This window comes from Psychrobacillus sp. NPDC096623, assembly GCF_044762655.1.
Taxonomy (GTDB): Bacteria; Bacillota; Bacilli; order Bacillales_A; family Planococcaceae; genus Psychrobacillus.
Genome location: NZ_JBIWER010000008.1, coordinates 104,572 through 122,341 on the forward strand (window position 1 = coordinate 104,572; position 17,770 = coordinate 122,341).

Annotated in this window: 18 protein-coding genes and 1 riboswitch; of the genes, 3 read left to right on the forward strand and 15 right to left on the reverse strand. The window is 36.7% G+C overall.

What is annotated here, in order from left to right; translation table 11 throughout:
• Positions 1-38: 38 nt before the first annotated feature.
• Positions 39-728, reverse strand: coding sequence for a hypothetical protein (locus tag ACIQX2_RS17955; protein WP_402853599.1), 690 nt, complete (start codon positions 726-728; stop codon positions 39-41).
• 121 nt (positions 729-849) lie between these two features.
• On the opposite strand from ACIQX2_RS17955, the gene ACIQX2_RS17960 reads away from it, so the two are divergent.
• Complete coding sequence (locus ACIQX2_RS17960) at positions 850-1,344, forward strand: L,D-transpeptidase family protein (RefSeq protein WP_402853784.1); 495 nt, start codon at positions 850-852, stop codon at positions 1,342-1,344.
• Between the two features lie 87 nt (positions 1,345-1,431).
• Here ACIQX2_RS17960 and ACIQX2_RS17965 read toward each other — a convergent pair whose 3' ends face one another.
• The 3 genes from ACIQX2_RS17965 to ACIQX2_RS17975 all read right to left on the reverse strand — a co-directional run bounded on the left by ACIQX2_RS17965 (position 1,432) and on the right by ACIQX2_RS17975 (position 6,439).
• Positions 1,432-3,795: a polyprenyl synthetase family protein gene (locus ACIQX2_RS17965; RefSeq protein ID WP_402853602.1), complete on the reverse strand. Its 2,364-nt coding sequence runs from the start codon at positions 3,793-3,795 to the stop codon at positions 1,432-1,434.
• 105 nt (positions 3,796-3,900) lie between these two features.
• Positions 3,901-4,959 (reverse strand): LLM class flavin-dependent oxidoreductase, encoded by a 1,059-nt coding sequence (locus tag ACIQX2_RS17970; protein ID WP_402853605.1) that lies wholly within the window; start codon positions 4,957-4,959, stop codon positions 3,901-3,903.
• Positions 4,960-5,251: 292 nt separating this feature from the next.
• Positions 5,252-6,439 carry a DHH family phosphoesterase gene (locus ACIQX2_RS17975; RefSeq protein ID WP_402853608.1) on the reverse strand — a complete coding sequence of 396 codons (1,188 nt, stop codon included), beginning with the start codon at positions 6,437-6,439 and terminating at the stop codon, positions 5,252-5,254.
• Positions 6,440-6,601: 162 nt separating this feature from the next.
• A riboswitch (Lysine riboswitch) is annotated at positions 6,602-6,781 on the forward strand.
• 120 nt (positions 6,782-6,901) lie between these two features.
• Between ACIQX2_RS17975 and dapA the strand changes: the two genes are divergently transcribed.
• Entirely contained in the window at positions 6,902-7,789 is an 888-nt protein-coding gene (dapA, locus tag ACIQX2_RS17980) for a 4-hydroxy-tetrahydrodipicolinate synthase (protein ID WP_402853611.1), read from the forward strand.
• 489 nt (positions 7,790-8,278) lie between these two features.
• Positions 8,279-8,629: a VOC family protein gene (locus tag ACIQX2_RS17985; protein WP_402853614.1), complete on the forward strand. Its 351-nt coding sequence runs from the start codon at positions 8,279-8,281 to the stop codon at positions 8,627-8,629.
• A gap of 95 nt (positions 8,630-8,724) precedes the next feature.
• Here ACIQX2_RS17985 and ACIQX2_RS17990 read toward each other — a convergent pair whose 3' ends face one another.
• The 11 genes from ACIQX2_RS17990 to ACIQX2_RS18040 form a co-directional block, all read right to left on the reverse strand.
• Positions 8,725-9,237 (reverse strand): YehS family protein, encoded by a 513-nt coding sequence (locus ACIQX2_RS17990; protein WP_402853617.1) that lies wholly within the window; start codon positions 9,235-9,237, stop codon positions 8,725-8,727.
• Between the two features lie 114 nt (positions 9,238-9,351).
• Complete coding sequence (phoU, locus tag ACIQX2_RS17995; protein WP_402853619.1) at positions 9,352-10,011, reverse strand: phosphate signaling complex protein PhoU; 660 nt, start codon at positions 10,009-10,011, stop codon at positions 9,352-9,354.
• A gap of 286 nt (positions 10,012-10,297) precedes the next feature.
• Positions 10,298-11,068, reverse strand: a complete 771-nt coding sequence (pstB, locus tag ACIQX2_RS18000) for a phosphate ABC transporter ATP-binding protein PstB (RefSeq protein WP_402853622.1) — start codon at positions 11,066-11,068, stop codon at positions 10,298-10,300.
• Between the two features lie 80 nt (positions 11,069-11,148).
• Positions 11,149-11,976 carry a phosphate ABC transporter permease PstA gene (gene pstA / locus ACIQX2_RS18005; RefSeq protein WP_402853625.1) on the reverse strand — a complete coding sequence of 276 codons (828 nt, stop codon included), beginning with the start codon at positions 11,974-11,976 and terminating at the stop codon, positions 11,149-11,151.
• A gap of 1 nt (position 11,977) precedes the next feature.
• Positions 11,978-12,892, reverse strand: coding sequence for a phosphate ABC transporter permease subunit PstC (pstC, locus tag ACIQX2_RS18010; protein WP_402853628.1), 915 nt, complete (start codon positions 12,890-12,892; stop codon positions 11,978-11,980).
• Between the two features lie 58 nt (positions 12,893-12,950).
• A complete protein-coding gene (locus ACIQX2_RS18015; RefSeq protein ID WP_402853631.1) occupies positions 12,951-13,796 on the reverse strand; it encodes a phosphate ABC transporter substrate-binding protein in 846 nt (281 codons plus the stop codon).
• Between the two features lie 293 nt (positions 13,797-14,089).
• A complete protein-coding gene (locus tag ACIQX2_RS18020) occupies positions 14,090-14,962 on the reverse strand; it encodes an aminoglycoside 6-adenylyltransferase (protein WP_402853787.1) in 873 nt (290 codons plus the stop codon).
• Positions 14,963-15,036: 74 nt separating this feature from the next.
• Complete coding sequence (locus tag ACIQX2_RS18025; protein ID WP_402853634.1) at positions 15,037-15,459, reverse strand: SRPBCC family protein; 423 nt, start codon at positions 15,457-15,459, stop codon at positions 15,037-15,039.
• 185 nt (positions 15,460-15,644) lie between these two features.
• On the reverse strand, positions 15,645-15,833 hold the full coding sequence (locus ACIQX2_RS18030; RefSeq protein WP_402853637.1) for a hypothetical protein: 189 nt from the start codon (positions 15,831-15,833) through the stop codon (positions 15,645-15,647).
• 352 nt (positions 15,834-16,185) lie between these two features.
• Positions 16,186-16,839 (reverse strand): M48 family metallopeptidase, encoded by a 654-nt coding sequence (locus ACIQX2_RS18035; protein ID WP_402853640.1) that lies wholly within the window; start codon positions 16,837-16,839, stop codon positions 16,186-16,188.
• A 120-nt stretch (positions 16,840-16,959) separates the two neighbouring features.
• On the reverse strand, positions 16,960-17,526 hold the full coding sequence (locus ACIQX2_RS18040) for a DUF4256 domain-containing protein (RefSeq protein ID WP_402853642.1): 567 nt from the start codon (positions 17,524-17,526) through the stop codon (positions 16,960-16,962).
• Positions 17,527-17,770: the final 244 nt, after the last annotated feature.

The window sequence follows — 17,770 nt, forward strand, 5'->3', positions numbered from 1 at the left end:
AGTACTTTCAATGCTTAGCTTGGCATATTGCCTATTACCTAGTGCCACTGTCTAACGAGCACTTTGCCATGTTCATAGCGTTTAATAATAATACAGATTTTTTGATACCATTCGTTGCAGCTTAAAATTGCTTCTGAATATTCTTCCGAATCTAGGACCAGGACCTGTTCATTCTGTATAAAAGGATATTCTAAAATAGGATTAGCTAAATCGTCTACTACTATTTTCAAACTCAATGCTTCTATAAATTCGTCCTCTGCCTCTGCCTCTTCTTCGTCATCAGAATCTTCATCATCCTCTATTTCTTCCTCACTTTCTAGCTTACTTTCCAATATACCGTCTTTGGGATATAAGTTTAGAACTCGCTCGTCTTCCATGATCGCAACTTCGAGCACTTGAGAAAAAGGAATAGCTGCTATATTAAAATCTTGTGCAAGGGAATCTCTTTGGAGAAGATAAAAAATACTATTCACATCATCTATAAGCATTACATTTAACAAGTTGTCCGAACTAAGACTTTCCGTATGGGGAATTTCGGCGAGCAGTTCCTCAAATCTCCTTCTGTTTTCCGAGTTTCTTCCATTAATCAAACGTTGCCACTCCAAAACTCCCCAAAAAAATAATCCTAATGAAATAAGTAAATAGAAACCTATTGCTTTGGTGCTTTCCAGTGAAAGTGATAATGCGAAATAGACTATGAATAATAGAAATATAAATAATATCTTCAATCTCATTCCACCTTTAGAATTCTGTTATAAGAGATTCTATTCATGAAACTATGCCCTTATTCTACCTGATGAAGCATTTTTAAAAAGTAGCATATAATGTACTAGAACGGAGGTGTTTACACTGATTCATACAGTTCAACAAGGAGAAACACTGAGTCAAATAGCTAGAGACTACCGTACACCCCTTTCCCAAATTATATCCGCTAACCCATCTATAAATCCGCATGTACTTTTTATTGGTCAATCCATTGTGATCCCAGGCTATCCAGATCCGAATACGCTTCCTTATCAAATAGAAATATCCATAAACAATCGTCGGTTGCGATTACGAAAAAACGGTCTTTTACAAAAGCAGTACCCAATAGCTATTGGAAGAATTTTGTTCAATACGCCTGTAGGGGATTTTATCATTATCAATAAAGTCCCTAATCCCGGTGGACCTTTCGGCACAATGTGGATGAGTCTATCAAAAGAACATTACGGGATTCACGGCACGAACGATCCTAGTTCCATAGGTAAAGCCGTATCACATGGCTGTATTCGCATGCACAATAAAGATGTGGAGGAGTTATCTGGCTTAGTTCCAATAGGAACCTCGGTTTCCATACGGCCTTAACGCCGAAATGCAGCAGAATTCCCAAAAGAGACTACCCCTAAAAGTCATTCAATCATAACTTTTAGGGGTAGTCTCTTCCATAACATTTCATTTATCGCGATTGATTGTATAATCCAAAAAGTGTTTCAAGAAATTGGTATCCCGTGGTACATTCTGTAAAGATTCCATCGCAACACAGTAATTCTCCCACATTTCTTTTTTGGCTTCCTCAACCCCTAAAATAGAAACAAAAGTAGAGCTGTTATTTTCTATATCCTTACCAATCGTTTTTCCTAGTAAGGCTACATCGCCTTCCACATCTAAAAGGTCATCCTTAATCTGAAATGCAATACCAGCATGACGGGCAAATTTTTTCAATGCTTCTATTTCTAATTTACTAGTATTTGCGAGAATTGCTGGCATTAAAATAGATGCTTCAAAACCAAGTCCAGTTTTGTAAAAGGACATATTATTTAATTGTTCTAAAGTCAATTGCTGCCCTTTTGAATCTAAATCCATTGCTTGACCTCTGCACATATCAGCAATCACTTGAGCGGAATATTGGATAAGCTTAAGCACCTTTTTCGAATCGAACTGCTCCAAAGTAGTTTGCTCCCAAATAGCCTTCTGTGTGAGGAAAAGACCAGTTAACTCAGCGATGGAGACATTATAAACCTCATGGAGTGTTGCACGACCTCTACGTAATGTTGCATTGTCTTGGGATGGAAGATCATCAAAAATGAGAGAGGCAGTATGCATATATTCTAATGATTTTAAAAGGGCCTCAAGTGTCGAAGGGGTTAAACCATATGCGTTTACTCCCATAAACCAAGTGACGATCGGTCGTAATCGCTTTCCTTCTCCTGCAAGACTGTAGTTTGCAGCATCTATTATGGAATCGTTCATCGCATTCGTTTTAGGGATATTCAGTATCTTATTAATCTCACTACGTATTGTCTTGGCCTTATCGATAAATTCTTCCTGACCTCGTCTGTCGTTTTTCAAACTTGCAATCATATGATCTCGCAGTAGCTTGTCGAAAAAATCTACATCATCCGCTTTTCGTACCATTTGTTGAATTAGTTTATTGAATTTTGAATTTCCAAAAGCAAAAAGTTCCATTACTTCTTTGTACTTTTCCTTACCTGCTCGCTCCCTATAGCGTTTTAATCCGTTTATAGCCCGGTCTAAAATTACTTCACGTGTCATTTTATCGGAATGATAAACCTGATGAATTAAATTGGAGATTACCGTCCAGTACAATTCAAATGGATTGATAAGATCTGGCCGTTTATCGTGATGCTTCAAGTAGTATGTATAGGGTGTTACTGCACCGTCCTTCAAATCATCAAACATATCCGCAAAATCATCTGCAAGTTGATTGTAAATGCCATAAAAAAATGTTCGGCTGTCGAATCCCTCATCCTCTGGAGCACCAATTACAGAACGGACAATCAATCGTGAAGATGCGGATTTTAAAATTACTGGTATATAAAGCTCTTCATTTGTATAGTTTGCATTAGCTAAATCTTTTTTACGATCTATTTCTTGAGAATTAAAAAATACATAGGATTGTTCGAAAAAACCATTTCTTGTCTCTGGTAGTTGATGGGCTTTAATATATTCAAAGGCTTCTCTGAGTTCTGAGTGAATATAACCGATTAGCTCTGCATTTTTCCCTGTCCAATCATCTAATGTAGGCACAACTCCTGTAGTAAGGGTGCTGCGTATCAATTGCGCGTATTGTTTTTCTTCTTCATCGGATAAAATTTTTGCATCTAGCAAATCATCGATAAAAGGATAGGTCAATCCATAGGAATACCCGAGTCTAATCGCCTTTTTGAGCCGCTCCTGACGCTCTTCTGGAGAAATTCCCTCAGTCATCTCTTCTACCTCTTGCATAATTACACCTGCAATAATTTTAATAAGCTTTCGCTTGGCGTGTTCTGCATCCATCTCGCTCGGAATATTTGCCGATACGTTCTTTAGCTTATTTATCAGCCATATGAAAGTCGACTCTAGTCCTTCCCTTTGAGCAAGCCGGTACAAGGCTGGCATACTGAACATCTCAGCATCATTCTTTCGATTATCTGTTGAAGATAGAAGATGCGTTTTCAAATTTTCTACTACATTTCGAATCCGCCTCTCCGTTTCTGGAGAGTTCAATGCTTTCCCTAAATCTCGCATAAAAATATAAGAAATGCTTCGATTCAAATAATTATCTAATTTCCCTGTATAATTGAGCCACTTTATATAATTGTGGTAACTACCAGCATTAGCTTTTTCTTTTCTTTTTGGAAACAAAGAATAATGACGGATATGGTTATGTTTCCATAAGTGTATATCCTCCATTAAAGTTGGCACATATGCTTTTTGCTGAACTTGTGCATAAAGTGATTGGAAATAATGATTAGCCTTCTCCTCTGCTTTTTGGTAGCATTCATCGGCATGGATGATTAATTTCCCGTTCATACCATTACTCACCTTCACTTCTTTTTTATTGCTCGAGATGAAAAAAGAGAACGATACCCGTTCCCTTCTTATTTCTCCTTATATGTTTATTACAGACGAAATAAATTAATTACTTTCACCAGCTGCTTCCCATCTATCTACTTCTGTACGAACAATCGGCGCAACTTCTTTACCTAGCAATTCGATTGCCTTCATCACATCTTCATGGGGCATTGACCCAACTGGCACATGAAGCATGAAGCGTGTGATTCCAACATTTTTACGAAGGAAAATAATTTTTTCTGCAACTGTTTCTACATCTCCTACATATAAAGCGCCTTCTAAGCTACGTGCAGCATCGAAGGTAGAACGTGTATACGGACCCCAACCACGTTCTCTTCCTAAAACATTCATCGCTTGCTGTGTAGGTGCGAAAAATTTATCTACAGCAATGTCTGTAGTTTCTGCAACAAAGCCATGAGAGTGTGATGCAACTGTTAACTTCGATACATCATGTCCGGCTTGAGTAGCCGCTTTTTTATAAAGCTTCACGAGTGGCTCAAACTGTAGTGGACTTCCACCAATAATCGCCAAAACTAGTGGTAATCCTAGGAAACCGGCGCGAGCAACTGATTGCGGAGTACCACCACTAGCGATCCAAACTGGTAGCGGATTTTGTTCAGGACGTGGATAAACTCCACGATTCTGAATAGCAGCACGATGCTTACCACTCCATGTGACCATTTCAGACTCACGTATTTTCAATAGCAAATCGAGCTTCTCATCATATAATTCATCATAGTCTTTTAAATCATATCCAAAAAGAGGGAAGGATTCGATAAAGGAACCACGTCCAGCCATTATTTCTGCACGACCATTGGAAATAGCATCTAATGTAGAAAATTCCTCAAATACTCGCACTGGGTCATCCGAAGAAAGTACTGTAACGGCGCTTGTGAGTCTAATTTGCTTCGTCCGTGAAGCAGCTGCAGCTAAAAGAACTGCTGGTGCAGAAGCGGCATAATCCTTTCGATGATGCTCTCCCACCCCAAATACATCCAAGCCTACCTGGTCCGCTAATACAATCTCTTCTATAACCTCTCGAATACGCTCTGCATGGCTAATTATTTTACCCGTTTTTACATCCGGAGTTGTTTCAACAAACGTTGTTATTCCAATTTCCATATGATTTGCCTCCTTCAATTCTGCAGTCTTATTATTTTCTAAATAAGTCTCTCGGCTTAATGATACCTTATCATTCAATTTATATTCAATTTTCCAGTTTCATTAGAAGGAGTGTCATTTGGATAAATATTCAGTTACGTAAATAAATCAAGGTGAAGAGCGAGTAAAGTTACCTTGAAGACGAGTAGCAAGGTCCTTCCGAGAGTATCAACTTTCTGAAAGCGAGTATTCAATGACTGAGCGAAAGTAACTTAAGCAATATACATTTTATGTCCGCCTAAAATTCTCCGTATCAGGAGTTCTCTCTTTTTTTCACTTCACTCATTAAGTAATCGACGAAAAGTTCGTCTCTAACTAAAGCTGCCTCGTAGTTCCGCTTTAAGAAACGCTCCCCTTCTTCAAAGCTAGTAAAGGTTTTTTCGATTGCTACTTTATCTTTTTCCAGAATCCAATCGACCCCATTTTTAGAATATAAGATGAACGTTTCATTATTTCTATTTTTATAAAACGAACCAAAGGATGATTGTTTCAAATTATATTGATTTCTTTTTGCATCTTCCAAAATCGGTGACAGGTGGAATGTGTCCAAAACAAATAACTTATAGGCTTCCTCTGTTAAATTACAGCCAGATGCTTTTTGATGCCCCCCACCGCCAAACTGTCCAGCAATTTTAGATACATCGATATGGTCATAAATTGTACGAAGAGAGATTCTTTTCCCTCCCATAATTACAATTGCTATATAGTCGAGATGCGGATTTTCTTTACCTAGTTCATTGCCAAGCTCTGAATGATACGTTTCTGCATATACAACACCAGCTAAATGTTCTCCTACTTTCGCCTGGACAATCTCTTTTTTCTTTCTGCGAATATAGCGGTCAATCTTGTCTTCTTCCATAAGTAATATTTTCTTTTCAAATTCATCAAAATTGAAGGTCTCACTAGTACGGAGACGCTCTAACATCTTTTCTTCAAATTCTTCTATAGCTATTAAATAGAAAAGGGAATTTAGTGAATGGGCACGCTTGTTTCCGTTCTTCTCCCATTCCCATGTATCATACTGTCTAACTAACTCTACAAACTCCGAAAGCGCAGCAGTTGGTTTCAACAGTTCATTATTAACAAGATATTCATATAATAATGAAGTAGCGGAGGTTAATTTTCCTTCAGAGTTTTCTACTGAAATATAACCCCAGTCATAATCATTAAAATGGAGAGCAGATTTGTGATGGTCAATTAATTGGAGCTTTCCTTTTGCATTGTAAAAATCATTTAACTTTTTTTCATTCTCTTCGTTTGGAGTCAAATCCGTTATAAATAAAAACGTATCCGGCTCATCATTTTCTAAAAAATATTCAATCTCTCGATTAAGTGAAGAAATCGAATTATAGCGCACCTTCACTTGCTCACCAAAAGCAAGCTTTGCTAAGATGCCACATCCGACGCCATCTAAATCATTATGAGACAATAATTTATACATCCTTTTCACCTCTAGTATAGTATGGTTATTTCGTGAGAAACTTATTATTAGAACTTACCTCTAATAGCTTTATATTTATTTTACATGTAATCTGTTGCAATAGTAGGAAAAACCATGTATTATTTTAGTAATTAAATATTCTCTTATTTCAAATACATTTGAAGTAAGGATAGAGGCGCAAAAACCATCAGTACACTTTTGGAGGAGAATGAGATCCTGTGACATTTGTGGAAAGGGGAATTTGCCGAAGTTGAAAGAATCTCATTTTTCTTGAAGCTGGTTCTGTTGTTGAACAAACACTGGATTGTCATATAGGAGACTATATGGAGGGCTATCTTACGCACAGAAATATTACTTTATTTCTATTGCAGCAACGAGCCCTCGTTGTTGCTTTTTTGCGTCTACTGAAAAATGCCCTTCTCCCTGAATTTTTAATAATAAATTATAGGATGTGGAGAAGTTATGAATTTTGGACAAATATTAACGGCAATGGTGACTCCTTTTGATCATAACGAAGAGATTGACTTTCCAGCTACACGAAACTTAATAAATTACTTAATCGATAATGGAACAGAAGGATTAGTTGTATCTGGTACAACTGGAGAGTCTCCGACATTAACGGAGGAAGAAAAAGTTCAATTGTTTAAATTTACTGTGGAGGTTGTGAATGGAAGAGTTCCTGTAATTGCTGGAACTGGCTCGTATAATACAAAAGCGTCCATCGAGCTAACAAAACGTGCAACTGATGCAGGTGTCGATGGTATTATGCTAGTTGTTCCTTATTACAACAAGCCATCACAAGAAGGCATGTACCAGCATTTCAAAGCAATTGCAGCAGCTACATCCCTGCCGATTATGCTATACAATATTCCAGGTCGTAGTGTAGTCAATATGACGGTTGATACAGTAATCCGCCTGTCTCAAATACCTAATATCGTATCGATAAAGGAAGCTAGCGGCAACTTAGATACAATGGCTGAAATCATCAGCAATACACGCGAAGACTTTTCCCTCTATAGCGGCGACGATGGGTTAACAATTCCAGTACTATCGATTGGAGGTGCAGGTGTCATTTCCGTAGCATCTCATGTTATCGGAAACGAAATGCAAGCGATGATTGCAAAATTCAACAGTGGCAATATAAAAGAGGCTGCTAGTGATCACCGCACGTTATTACCGATTATGAAGGCATTATTTGCTGCACCAAACCCGACACCTGTAAAAACTGCTTTAAATTTAAAAGGAATTCCTGTAGGTGGTGTACGCCTACCAATGATTCCATTAAACGCCGAGGAGCTTAGCACATTGCAAAATGTATTATCTTCACATTTAGAAACAGTCTCATTATAAGAAAAAAGAGCGAATTCGATCTACACCAGAATTCGCTCTTTTTTTACTTGGCTCTCTTTAAAGAAAAGGTTTATGTCGCAAGTGATATTCATTTAATACACGAAAATCCTACTTTTAACTACAGACTTCCTAATGATATGAGAAACTTCATAAAACTGCGACCTATAACTTAATTTTATGAACCAACGGCAGCGTTGTTCCAGGAAGGGATTGACGTCCTAATTGTTGAATTTATTATATGGGGACAAGTTAGTCTAAGATAAGATTGGGATTTTTTATTTCACATTTTACTCATACAGTGATGTAAATGGTTTGTTTATCAGTTGAAAGAACAAATGCGCAAGCGACTATGTTAGCTCTGAAAAGCCATGAAAGAATTACAATAAAGGCGATCTTTTCCTTTATTCACTAGTCGGACATAAGCAGTTAGATTAAATCTATAATTGAATTGAAAAACTAAAAATCAAAAACAGACAGGGGTTAGTAAAAATGATAAAAGGTTTTGGAGGAATATTTTGGAGAACTAAGAATATGGAAGTTATAAAAAAATGGTACAGTGAAGTACTAAAGATTGAAGAAATAGAAAGCTGGAATGGGACAGTTATTAAACCTCAATTAGGAAATGAGACTATCTTTTCTTTTTTTACAGAGAATGACAGTTACTTTCCAACTGAACAACAAGTGATGTTAAATTTTCAAGTACATGATTTGAACGAGACTATCAAACATCTTGAAGACATTGGTGTACCACTTGAAAAGGAAAAAGAGATTAGCGAATATGGAAAGTTTATTTGGATTAAAGATCCTGAAGGTCGACTGATGGAGCTTTGGGAGAAATAGAGGATTTTAAGGATTGGAAAAACTAAAAAAGACAAAAAAATGAGCTCGGATATTCTTCTCCAAGCTCATTTTTCATAATAGTAGTTCATTAAACTTTAACCTCTATATTTCACCGCTAGACCTTTTAAGAATTTGCGGGCGAAATTATCCCCGCATTCTTTATAATTACGGTGACCAGGCTTTCGTAAAATGGCGCCTAGTTCCCCTTTTGAAACAGCGATACCACCATCATCTAAAATATCTAGCATATCCTCTGTTGTTAATTGCAGTGCTACCTTGAGCTTCTTCAATAGCATATTATTCACATGGTCCTTCTGCTGCTCAGTTAGCTCAGGACTAGCTGGCTGCTCTGGTTTAGGATCCTGTTTTCCTCTTTTATAAGTGATGTGACCATTCAAAAATGACTCCAGCATTTTATTATTACACTTCATATGGTTGTCATCATCCACTACTTCTTCATCGCCATCATCTTCTTTTGATTTCGTAAGAATTTTGAGTACCTCTTCCTTTGTGACTTCCACGCCACCAAGTTTAAAAATCTCTACCATGTCCTTATTTTTAATATCTAAGGCATATCTCAATCTGATTAATATATCATTATTCTCCATTTAAAAGCCTCCTATAATTATTATTAGAATAGCACTTCTTCTATAATTTGAGCTAGTATTAAAAAACTGGAGAAGAAAATTTCACATTTCCCCTCCAGTATCTATATTTATTAATTATGAATTGAAATCATAAATTTGACCTTTTATCAAATATGCAGTACTTTCAGCAATATTTGTTATATGGTCTGCTGTTCTCTCCAGAAAACGATTGATGAATAATAATTGTACGAGCTGGTTAGTTTCTTCTGGATGCTCACTAAGATAAGCAGTAAGTTTTTTATAAGTTTCCCTGCTATGTTGATCGACCTCATCCTCTAGGTCGGCAACTTCTTTCGCAAGTAGAATTTTTTCCTCTAAAAAAGATTGCAGTGCTTTTTTGAGCATTTCAATCGATAAATCCTTCATCTGCTCTAGATGCGTAATATTTAGTAAAGGGGTAGGCTTTCCGATTTTAATCGTTGCTTTTGCAATATTAACCGCAAAATCCGCCACTCGCTCGATTTCAGAGGAGATTTTAAGGATACCAATAATCTCCCGTAAGTCTCTAGAAACAGGTGCTTCTTTTGCCATAATCCAAATGGTGAACTGATTAATCTCTGTTTCCAGTTTATCAATTGCTGTATCACCCTCAATAACCTTTAAAGCAATTTCTACATCTTGTGTTTTTAAAGCTTTAAAAGATTTTTCGAGAGCTACAATGGAAAGTTCACCCATTTCAGTAATTTTACTTTTTAGTTCGTCTAAATTATTTTCAAAGTTTACACGGATGCTCATTTGTACCCTCCTATTATCCACATTTACGCGCTGACCGATTAAATTCACCACGTCCTGTGGCGACGAGATCGGCACTAGTACTTCCAGTACGTCGTAAGACTCCCTCTTCATGGCTTGGTTGAAGCACAAAAAAGCGTAAGTGGGAGATTAACTGCCCCTAAAAGTCCGAATTGTTCGGCCCAACAGGATGTTGGTCACTCAGACAATGCCGCACGATGCACGTTATTTGCCTGAGTTCCGCTTTGAATCAGTGGGACAAGCATACCCCATTGATTGATGTTTTACTTTAACCGAATCGACCTGTTACGTAATCTTCTGTTCTTTGATCCTGTGGTGTAGAGAAAATGTTATCTGTATCATCATATTCAACTACTTCTCCATTTAAGAAAAACGCGGTTTTATCAGAGATACGAGCGGCTTGCTGCATGTTATGAGTAACAATGACAATCGTATAATCTCGCTTCATATTGTTGATTAGCTCTTCTATTTTTAACGTTGAAATTGGGTCTAACGCAGAAGTAGGCTCGTCCATTAAAATAATATCAGGTTTCATCGCTATCGCACGCGCTATACAAACGCGCTGTTGCTGACCGCCTGATAAACCAAGTGCGGATGTTTTAAGACGATCTTTTACCTCATCCCAAATCGCTGCACTACGCAAACTTTCTTCAACAATTATATTTAATTCTTTTTTATTTTTAATACCCTGCATTCTTGGACCATAGGCAACATTGTCATAAATACTCATTGGGAATAAGTTTGGCTTTTGAAATACCATTCCAACTTTTGTACGTAGCTTAATCACATCATTGGATTTATAAATATTCTCATGATCAATAACGACATCTCCTGTAATTTTCACACCGTCGATTAAATCATTCATACGATTTAATGTACGTAAAAAAGTAGATTTACCGCAGCCTGAAGGACCGATTAAAGCAGTAACCTCTTTTTCAGAAATAGCAAGATCTACTCCGAATAATGCCTGTTTTTCCCCATAGAATAAATTCAAATCTCTTACATTAATAATTGCTGTATCTTGTTTACGTTGCTCCATATGCTAAAATACCTTCCCCACTCGATTTTTTTGGTCGTTAGCTCAGCATGTTCTTTTGCTGTGGTTTCGTTAACATACTCTTACTTATTGGTTGCTTTGTTAAATTTTTTCGATATATATGTTGCGGAAAGATTGATTGCTAAAATAATTACGATTAACACAATACCTACTGCTGCTGCAAGTTCAATGTCTCCAGACTCTTGTGTAACTAAATATGCATGAACAGTTAACGTTCTAGCTGAAGATAGAATGCTATCTGGCATAGCTGCTACTGTACCTGCAGTTAAGAATATGGCAGCTGATTCTCCAACGATTCGTCCAACGGAAAGGATAATCCCAGATAAAATCCCCGGCATGGAACTTGGTAATATTACTTTATATAGTGTTTGTAGTTTGGTTGTCCCTAGTGCTAAGGATCCTTCACGATACGAACGTGGCACTGTTTTTAAAGCTTCTTCTGTTGTACGAATGATAACAGGTAGTACTATAATCGTTAAGGTCAAGGAAGCTGCTAAAATCGACATACCCAATTTTAAGGTTGTAACAAAGAATACGGCTCCAAACAATCCATAGATGATGGATGGAATCCCTGTTAAACTCTCTGTTGCAAAGCGTATTAGTCTAACTAATCGCCCTTGTTTAGCGTATTCCTGCAAATAAACCGCTGCTAGAATTCCGATTGGCGTTGCAATAACTAACGAAATTAGAACTGTGTAAATAGTTGTTATAATCATTGGCCAAATACCACCACCACCAGCTGGTGAATAATCACCAAAGATGAAATCGAAGCTTATCAAGCCAATACCTTTATAAAAGATAAACCCAACAATCATCACGAGGACGGCAACGGATAAGATAGCGGATAACCATAAAAGTCCACGGAACAAGTTATCTTTAAATTGTCTCATCTTAGTTACCTCCCTTTGCACTTATTTTCGCTAATACAAAATTTAGTATTAAGATAAATGAGAATAAAACAATACCGGTTGCAAATAACATTTCCTGATGTGTCCCAAATGCATAGCCCATTTCTAATGCTATATTCGTCGTAAGCGGTCGAACACTATCTCCTAGGCTCGTTGGTACGATTAAGCTATTACCAGCAACTAAAATAACTGCCATTGTTTCTCCAATTGCACGACCTAGGCCTAATACAATTGCGGTCATAATACCGGATTTAGCTGCTGGTACAATTACTTTAAAAATAGTCCCTATTTGAGATACTCCAAGAGCTAATGATCCTTCACGATAGGTTTGTGGGACAGCGCGAATTGCTGTCTCAGCTACAGTCACAATAGTAGGAAGCATCATGATAGCAAGAACAAGAATAACAGCTATTAAGCTTTGTCCTTTTACTAAACCGAAAGTATTTTGTAAAAACGGTACGATAATAGCTAGTCCAAATACCCCGTATAAAACAGATGGGATACCAGCTAACAATTGGATAGCTGGTGAAATAATTTTGGCGATTCTACTTGAGGCAATTTCAGCTAAGAAAATAGCAGTAAATAAGCCAATTGGAACACCAATGATTAGCGCTCCGATTGTTGCAAAAATGGATGCAACAATCATTGGGAATATACCGAATTTATCTTCACTCGGTACCCAATCACTGCCAAATATAAAGTCTATAAAGCTATAGCCCTCCGCTACAAAAGGATGAGCTCCTTTATAAAATACAAATCCAATGATTAACAATAAAGTTACTACAGAGAGAAGCGCACAGATTAAGAATACTCGCTGCGACATTTTCTCAAGCATATATTTCCTTTTGTTTGCTTTGCCGATTTCTATTGCTTGCTTGTTAGTTGTTGGGATAGACACTCTTATTCCTCCAAAATTAAGTCAAAAATTATGTTGTTGTCTTCCTGTTAAATTGAATTTACTGTACTGGAATCGCTCCTGCTTCTGCTGCGATTTTCTGTCCAGCTTCACTTAGGATAAAGTCTATAAAACGTTGTCCTGCATCGGTTAATTTTCCTTCTTTATGAACAAACAAAAATGGTCTAGACAGGCTGTATTTTTCTTTTAGAACATTTTCTGCAGTAGCTGCTACTCCATCAATATCGATTGTTGAAATGGATTCATCTATATATTCAAAGGAGATAAAACCAACTGCATGCTTGTTGTTTGCAACGGTCGTTTTAATATTCCCATTACCGCTAGCAATGATTGCGTTTCTGATTAACTCACCAGAGCTATAGTCTACGATTTCTTGGAACGCATCTCGTGAACCTGATCCATCTTCTCGAGAAACAACTACGATTTCCATATCCTTACCGCCAAGTTCTTTCCAGTTTGTCACTTTTCCAGTGAACACTTGTTTAACCTGCTCCATCGTTAGGTCTTTAACTTTGTTTGTTGGATGAGTTACTACTACAATTCCATCGTAAGCAATAACTGTTTCTTGCAAGCCACTCTCTTTTTCTTCGTCCTTTAAATCTCGCGAGGACATCCCAATCTCGGACACTCCACTAATTGCGTTCGTAATTCCAGCGGAGGAACCGATTTGATTTATCTCAATATTCGTGTCGTCTTCTTCTGTATATTTTGCTGCTAGCTTTTCAGCTAACGGTCCAACAGATGTCGATCCTGAAATAGATACGGTAGCATGATTGCTCCCTGAGTCTTGTGTATCATTATTGTCGTTCGTACATGCTGATAGTACAGTAAGTATAGACAGTGACAGTGTTAATAGTCCGATTTTTACTTTTTTCAAGCTGATCATTTCTTACCTCCAAAAAAATATGTTAGGTATTTTCTGATGACGAAATTTGTCTAATTGTAGAATATATGCCTAGTGTAAATTTTAGCTACTTCATTTGTAAAGGTTTTGTAAATTTTATTAAAAACAAGCTGTTTAGTGTAAAAAATTGTGAAAATTATGATTATGGAAGTTAAATTAGGATGCGTATAATTTCTCGTATATATTACTACCGAGCTAAAATCATTTAGATAAATAATAAAAGCAAGAAAATTCACTGCTGAACTTTCTTGCTTTAGATTTAGATTTAGATTTCATTAATAAATTTCCGTTGCGGTAGGGGATAAGTTTTTAATATGCATTAGATAAGTAGTAACTTTTTCATACTCTTCACTTGAGTAGTAAAATTCAAATCTATCAGCAACAAATTCGGCTGTAGCTCGAAATAGTTTTACCATTGCAAATAATCCGCTCCAAACATCTTCATAGCTTCCACTTGCAAATGTAGAGAGGAGCTCTTGCCATTCTTTTTCTGAAAGATATTTCTCCAAGTATTTACCGCTTTTACCTATACTAACGGAATAATCCTGTTCTATGCCAACCTTCCATTCAAGCATTTGGATGAGCATTGGTCTAAGAATAGTATTTAAATGCTCGTGAGCATAAGGAATTTCGCTTCTCCATAGTCCCTTTGCCACATATGTAGTGACCCACCAAAATTCATTGCAGCAATCTGCAAAATATTCAGCAGAAGGACGCTTTACCCAATAATCCTCATCTGTTGGTGATGCAACTTCTGGTAAACAGTCATCCTTGTCCAGCAAAATAACCGTTAACTTATCCTCTTTACAATACTTATCTGCTTCCTCTGACGGAACAAGTGTTAGATTAAGTCGATTTCCGTCCGTAAACAGCATGAGATAGGAGAATCTACCACCTAAAGTTTGGGGGAACATGGACATTTCCTCGGGAGTTTGCATAATGATTCGTTTCCCGAATACATCTATCCATTCTCGGTCTTCTATAAATGATTTCATATCTGATACAAGATAAACAATATCAAAATCCTGGAATACATCCTTTGGAGCATTCGGGTTAGCCCGAGAACCATTTAGTCCAACTGCTCGAATTCTTTCGTCATTTTCTGCATAGGTCAAAATTAATTCCATCATTTGCTTTGAAGATCTAATGTTTTGCCCCTCCTTTAGTAAAAAGCGCCTGTCTCTAAATACAGAATTGTATTAGAACCAGGCACCTTTTTTAATTATTGTTGTTCCGCGTGTTTTTTGAAGTTATTTAAAATGGCTTGCCAGCCTTCCTGCTGCATTTCGATTGGATTCGTTGTTTCTGGATCGAAAACTTCTACCACTTTCGTGTCGTTTCCTTGTGGGATAAAAGTGATTTCTACTTCTCTTCCATCCTCTAATTTATAAGAAATAAATTCATGGTTACGCACTTCATCGTAAATCCCTCCAAAATCAAAACCAAAGCTGCCATCCTTCGCTTCCATTCTAGTTACAAATTTCCCACCGGCTCTTAAATCATTTTCGGCGTGTGGTGTGTGCCAATCTTCAGAAGCATTATTCCACTTTGTTATATGTTCTGGCTCTGTCCAATATTCCCATACTTTTTCAACTGGTGCTTGTACTATTGCCTCAACTGTAATAGCAGAATTACTAGTGCCCATTATATCCACTCCTTTTCTTTGCTAGTCTCTCAACATTCGCTGTTTCTATTCATTATTCCTTCTTCGTTAATAAAAATCAATTGAATTCTACTGATATTTATTTTAAATATTTCTAGATTGCATTTTATAGTTTCAAAAAGACGTAGCCACACCTTTCCAGGTGAAGCAACATCTTTTTATACTACTCAGTTATCTCCGTTCAATAAGCGATTTCTATTAATCTCTTCTTCATCTGCTCTCGTCTTCCTGGCAATCATATCCTTCAGCAATTGTCCATTAATGCGAGGGTCTTGTAATCGCATTATATTCCATTCCGACTGTCCCACTTTTTTACTTACTTTCTGTATTTCATTATCAAAAAACAGCATGTCCATTCCTCCCCCCTATAAATTAATCAAAGAGGCCAATTAATATAAATTTTCCCCTCTCTTTAAAATATGCCAACAAATAAGGTACACGGAGGATAAAGGCACAATGAATATTATTAGTTAGATTTGTATTGCAGATGAAAATTGAATATGTGAAAAAAAGATTATCTTTAGTTAATAATAGATTGTTCATCAAATTGGATAATCTCCTTAAAATTCGAGATTAATTTATAACGTATCCTTTGTCAGAAACAAACATGAAACCACAAAATTCACTTTTGTTTGAATTAACGTGAATGATTCTAAAGCAAGATTTTAATAAAAAAACAGCCACATTTTTTTAAGAAATGTGACTGTTTTAAAGTAACATCGAATGACTGTGCCTTGCTAAATACTCTTCCATCTCTTTATAATCCGGCATAACACTCCCAACACGTCTCCAAAATGATCGATCGTGATTCATATGAGTTATATGACATAATTCATGAATTATCACATAATCGATTACTTCTATTGGAGCCATAGCAAGACGAAAATTAAACGTAATCTTTTTATCCGAACTACAACTACCCCACTTGACTTTAGATTCTACTATTTCAATGATTTTAGGCTTTACTTTCAGCTGTTTTTGATATATTTTTATACGTTTCTCTACAATTTCCTTACATCTAGTCATATAAAACTTCTTGAGATTTTTTTTAAGTACCTCTTCATTTACATCACTACAATTTATTAATTCATGAAGAAATCTTTCTTTTCCCATGTACAAGAACTTGCCATGAGCATGATACTCTCTTTCCTGAGGTAATTCTCGAGCTTTTCCAATTTCCTCGAGTTTTTCTAGTATCCATTTGCCATTGCTTTCTATTGCATTAATAATCATTTCTTTACCGTTGTCTTTTGGCGCTTTTACAGTAATGAACCCCACCGAATCTATATGTATAGACAGCTTCTTCCCATTTCCATACTGAACATTAAAATTAATCATAGTATTTTCAACTTCAACTTTCATAACTACCCTCATTTATATATTAATTATTAACTGTTGTACATAGTAAAAGGTGTCAGACCTAATACAATTTGAATTGTTTTAGAAGCTGGCACCTTAATCCAAATTTATAACCTACAATATCTAAACCCTTAGAGAGCCCCGGAATCCCCTTGCAGCATAATAGGAATCTGCTCCATTATGATACACAAAGACAGTATCATAACGATAATCACAAAAAATAGCTCCACCTAATTTACGAATATTTTCAGGTGTTTGCACCCAGCTCGACGTTTTCATATCGAACTTCCCTAGTTTCAGCAACTCCCGATATTGCTCTTCCGTTAATAGTTCAATGCCCATAGAAGCTGCCATATTAACAGCGCTATTTTCAGGTTTATGTTTTTTTCTAGCCTCTAGAGCTTCCTGGTCGAAGCAAACACTTCTGCGACCCTTTGGACTTTCTGCTGAACAATCAAAGAAAATATATTCACCCGTTGCCTCATCATACCCAACCACATCCGGCTCACCATCGGTTTTCTCCATCTCATGAAGCGACCAAAGTTTTTCACTATTTGCTTCTAACTTTGCTTGGACATTAGCCCATTCCATACCAGTATGACGACCCATATATTTCTCAAACCGTTCCTTCAATATATCAAGCAATTCTTCTCGTTCTTCTGCAAGCAGTTCCTTTTTATTCTTTGGCAAAGTAATTCCTCCTAATTGTGTAGCAAGCGCTTTTTTATTTATCTTCACATAGTTTTGTGTTCAGTTCAAGCCTACACTAAATGGACAGTTCCACCTTCACTCGAACCAACTTTCACTGCAGTCGTAGTAGTTTCTGCAATTAATGTATTTCCATGTAAATAGATACTGTAAATTAAGGTGCTCCGATAGAATACATGTACAACTATATTTATTTCATTTAATATGACTATAAAGCGTGATAATC

Coding starts and splice junctions, on each gene's coding strand:
- ACIQX2_RS17965 (WP_402853602.1), bottom strand. CDS start 3,795: ATGAACGGGAAATTAATCATCCATGCCGATGAATGCTACCAAAAAGCA.
- dapA (WP_402853611.1), top strand. CDS start 6,902: ATGAATTTTGGACAAATATTAACGGCAATGGTGACTCCTTTTGATCAT.
- ACIQX2_RS18035 (WP_402853640.1), bottom strand. CDS start 16,839: ATGAAAGTTGAAGTTGAAAATACTATGATTAATTTTAATGTTCAGTAT.
- ACIQX2_RS17975 (WP_402853608.1), bottom strand. CDS start 6,439: ATGTATAAATTATTGTCTCATAATGATTTAGATGGCGTCGGATGTGGC.
- pstA (WP_402853625.1), bottom strand. CDS start 11,976: ATGAGACAATTTAAAGATAACTTGTTCCGTGGACTTTTATGGTTATCC.
- phoU (WP_402853619.1), bottom strand. CDS start 10,011: ATGAGCATCCGTGTAAACTTTGAAAATAATTTAGACGAACTAAAAAGT.
- ACIQX2_RS18015 (WP_402853631.1), bottom strand. CDS start 13,796: ATGATCAGCTTGAAAAAAGTAAAAATCGGACTATTAACACTGTCACTG.
- ACIQX2_RS17970 (WP_402853605.1), bottom strand. CDS start 4,959: ATGGAAATTGGAATAACAACGTTTGTTGAAACAACTCCGGATGTAAAA.
- ACIQX2_RS18030 (WP_402853637.1), bottom strand. CDS start 15,833: ATGGACATGCTGTTTTTTGATAATGAAATACAGAAAGTAAGTAAAAAA.
- ACIQX2_RS17990 (WP_402853617.1), bottom strand. CDS start 9,237: ATGGAGAATAATGATATATTAATCAGATTGAGATATGCCTTAGATATT.
- ACIQX2_RS17985 (WP_402853614.1), top strand. CDS start 8,279: ATGATAAAAGGTTTTGGAGGAATATTTTGGAGAACTAAGAATATGGAA.
- pstB (WP_402853622.1), bottom strand. CDS start 11,068: ATGGAGCAACGTAAACAAGATACAGCAATTATTAATGTAAGAGATTTG.
- ACIQX2_RS18025 (WP_402853634.1), bottom strand. CDS start 15,459: ATGGGCACTAGTAATTCTGCTATTACAGTTGAGGCAATAGTACAAGCA.